Below are 3,516 nucleotides of genomic sequence, written 5' to 3' on the forward strand. Positions count from 1 at the left end.
GGTATGCGCCCGGCATCACCCACAACACCGAACATGTCCTCAGCCTGTGTTTGCCCCAGGCCTGCGATGTAAAGCTCAGCCCCAGGGAGCACACCGCCTGGCAATGGCTGCCGCACTACGCCGCTGCCGACCTGTGTTTTTCCCCTTCGAATGCGGAAGCGGTGCTCCTCCTGCCGAAATTCATGGCTTGAGCCGCGCAGCGCGCAGGCGCAACACTTTGTGAGTTTGGCGTCTCACTGGATTGGCAAACACCGGCCAGTCGGTTCAAATGGAATGGACCTTCCCGTCAACTCTCCATACTTCCAGGAAAAAAAGCCGCTGGCCATGTTTCCACTCCACAAGTCCGGTGCGTTGCAGTTGCTCCAGGGCGGCCGGGATTTTTTCCCCGCACTCGTCAAGGCCCTGGACGCGGCGCAGACCTGGATTCAGCTGGAAACCTATATTTTTGATTTCAACGGCGCCGGCGCGGATGTCGCTGAAGCCCTGGTTCGCGCGGCCCTGCGCGGCGTCACAGTGCAGGTGCTGGTCGACGGCATAGGCACCGGTCCTCTTCCTGCCGAGTGGCGCGAAAAATTCGCGGCGTCGAAAGTCGACTGGTGCGTGTACTCGCCCTTGGGGAMGGGCCTGAGCCGTCTGGGCCTGCTGCTGCCCGAGCGCTGGCGCCGGCTGCACCGCAAGCTCTGCGTGGTGGACCAGCACACGGTGTTTTGCGGCGGCATCAATGTGCTCGATGATTTCTACGATCCCAACCACGGGGAGCTCCAGACTCCGCGCGTCGATTTCGCCGTGGCTGCCACCGGCCCGCTGGCGGAGGAGGCCGCCGATGCCATGGCGCTGCTGTGGTGGCGTGTGCAGGCCGGTTACAGCGCGCGGCAGCGCCACATGGCTGCCGCATGGGAAAAGTTCAGGGCGGCGGGGTACGGCGGGCGCACTGGCACCACATCGCTCGTGGTGGGTAACGGGTCTGGCGTTGCCGGCCCCAAGGCGGCGCTGATCCTGCGCGACAACTTGCGTAACCGTAGCAGCATCGAGCGCGCCTATCGCAGGGCCATTGGCAAGGCACACCGGGAAATCATCATTGCCAACGCCTATTTTCTGCCGGGCGGCAAGCTGCGGCGCGCCCTCATCGGGGCGGCCAGGCGCGGTGTGCGTGTCACCTTGCTGCTGCAGGGGCGCTACGAGTACTTCATGCAATACCATGCGGCCCGGCCCTTCTATGGCGCCTTGCTGGAGGCCGGCGTGGAAATCCATGAATACGAGGCCGGTTTCCTGCACGCCAAGGTGGCTGTGGTGGACGGGCATTGGGCCACCGTGGGCTCCTCCAACCTGGATCCCCTGAGCCTGCTGCTGGCCCGCGAGGCCAATGTGGTGGTTGAGGACAAGGCCTTTGCCGAAAGCCTGGCGGGTATTGTGCGCGAGGCCATGGTGAAACAGGGGCGGCGCATGGAGCCGGCCGACCACAGCCATCGCCCCTTTGGCCTGCGGCTGCGAGGCTGGATAGCCTATGCCCTGGTGCGGCTGGCGCTGCTGGTGGCAGGCCAGCGCTATTGAGGCGTCCTGCGCCAGCCCGGCCTTCATGTCGTTAGCTATTAATTTGATAGCTGCTTGCGCTCATGAGGAAAGGGCTGGAGGCCAAAAACCTTATCAAATTCCGGACAAGACGGTTTAAGGGCGGACTGGTAATATCTGGCATGCTTATGAAATCCGATACGCCCCCCCAGGACGCGACCGACGAGGGCACACCCGTCTCCGTCAAGATCCGCGAACGCCTGGCCCAGGCTCGCAAGCGCTTTCACGCCAACGACAACATCGCCAAGTTCATTGAACCGGGCGAGCTGGAAAAGCTGCTCGATGAAGTGACCGGCAAGATGCAGGGCGTGCTTGACAGCCTGGTGATCGACACTGACGGCGATCACAACACCAACAACACCGCGCGCCGCGTGGCCAAGATGTACCTCAACGAGGTGTTCAAGGGCCGCTATGTAGCGCCTCCCACCATCACCGAATTCCCTAACGCCGAGCACCTCAACGAGCTGATGATCGTCGGGCCGATCACGGTTCGCAGCGCCTGCTCCCACCATTTCTGCCCCGTCATCGGCAAGATATGGATCGGCGTGCTGCCCAATGAGCACACCAATGTGATCGGCCTCTCAAAGTACGCGCGCCTGGCCGAATGGGTCATGGGCCGCCCGCAGATCCAGGAAGAGGCGGTGGTGCAACTGGCCGACCTCATCATGGAAAAAACCCAGCCCGACGGCCTGGCCATCGTGATGGAGGCCAGCCACTACTGCATGGCCTGGCGCGGCGTCAAAGACATGGACAGCAAGATGATCAATTCGGTGATGCGCGGCGTCTTCCTGAAAGATTCGACATTGCGCCGCGAGTTCCTCGCATTGATCCCGCAGAAAGGCTAACCATGTTGGTACGTTTACTTTACGCAAGCCGCGCGGTCGACACGAGCCCCGAGGCCATCGAAGGCATCCTCTCGCAATCGCGCCAGCACAACCCCTCGTCAGGCATCACCGGCATCCTCTGCTACGGCGGTGGCATCTTCCTGCAGGCCATCGAAGGCGGCCGCATGGCGGTCAGCGAACTGTTCGGCCACATCCAGCAGGACGCCCGCCACAAGGATGTGATCCTCCTGCACTTCGAGGAAATTTCCGAGCGCCGTTTTGGCGGCTGGACCATGGGCCAGGTCAACCTGTCCAAGCTCAACCATTCCATCCTGCTTAAATACTCCGAAAAAGCCGAGCTGGATCCTTACTCGGTGTCGGGCAAGGTGTCGTTCGCGCTGCTCGAAGACCTGATGGCCACCGCCTCCATCTGCGGCAGGGTTTGAGGCCTGCGTACCGCCAGGCCTGACGCGTGTCTTTAGGCGCCTTGGCCCTCGTACTCCTCGCCGGACTGATTCACGCCAGCTGGAACATCGCCGCCAAGAAGGCGGGCGGTGATGCCCGCTTTGCCGCTTTTACCGGCCTGGTGCTGCTGGTGGCGTGGGCGCCGCTGGGCATCTGGTTCGGCATTGCCGAGCTGCCGCGCTGGGGTTGGGCGCAATGGCTGCTGCTGTGTGCCAGCGCCGTGCTGCACACCGTCTATTACATCGTCCTGTTGCGTGGCTACCGCAAGGCGGACCTCACCGTGGTCTATCCGCTGGCGCGGGGCTCGGGGCCGCTGCTGTCGTCGCTGGCCGCCATCTTGCTGCTGGGCGAGCAGATTTCCGCGCTCGGTGTTGCCGGTATCGCGGGTGTCGTGGGCGGCGTGTTTCTGGTCGCCGGTGGGCCGGGCCTATGGCGCGCCTCGCACGACCCGGCGCAGCGCCAGCGGGTGCGCAAGGGCATGGTCTATGGCTTGCTGAGCGGCGCCTTTATCGCCAGCTATACCGTCGTCGATGGCTATGCGGTCAAGATCCTGCTGATGTCGCCGATCCTGGTGGATTACATGGGCTGCCTGCTGCGCATGGTGGTGCTGGCACCCGCCTTGCTGCGCGACCCCGCTGCGGCCAGGGTGTTGTGGAAG

The 3,516-nt window shown here is 63.3% G+C and carries 5 protein-coding genes; all 5 read left to right on the top strand.

All coding sequences use genetic code 11. The annotated features are described in order from the left end of the window. A partial coding sequence (locus AC1D1P_RS17955; protein WP_477673905.1) for an NUDIX hydrolase occupies positions 1-191 on the top strand: 191 nt, incomplete at its 5' end. A 133-nt stretch (positions 192-324) separates the two neighbouring features. Beyond that, positions 325-1,551: a cardiolipin synthase ClsB gene (gene clsB / locus AC1D1P_RS17960; protein ID WP_477673906.1), complete on the top strand. Its 1,227-nt coding sequence runs from the start codon at positions 325-327 to the stop codon at positions 1,549-1,551. A 140-nt stretch (positions 1,552-1,691) separates the two neighbouring features. Beyond that, complete coding sequence (folE, locus tag AC1D1P_RS17965; RefSeq protein ID WP_477669814.1) at positions 1,692-2,414, top strand: GTP cyclohydrolase I; 723 nt, start codon at positions 1,692-1,694, stop codon at positions 2,412-2,414. A gap of 2 nt (positions 2,415-2,416) precedes the next feature. Further along, on the top strand, positions 2,417-2,839 hold the full coding sequence (locus tag AC1D1P_RS17970) for a BLUF domain-containing protein (protein WP_348045618.1): 423 nt from the start codon (positions 2,417-2,419) through the stop codon (positions 2,837-2,839). Between the two features lie 26 nt (positions 2,840-2,865). After that, the coding region (locus AC1D1P_RS17975) for an EamA family transporter (RefSeq protein ID WP_477673907.1) at positions 2,866-3,516 on the top strand (651 nt) is incomplete at its 3' end.

Source organism: Polaromonas sp. P1_E1_2, from assembly GCF_056406035.1.

Bases quoted from the DNA above. Each gene is read 5' to 3' on its own strand.
- folE (WP_477669814.1), top strand. From the start codon at position 1,692: ATGCTTATGAAATCCGATACGCCCCCCCAGGACGCGACCGACGAGGGC.
- AC1D1P_RS17970 (WP_348045618.1), top strand. From the start codon at position 2,417: ATGTTGGTACGTTTACTTTACGCAAGCCGCGCGGTCGACACGAGCCCC.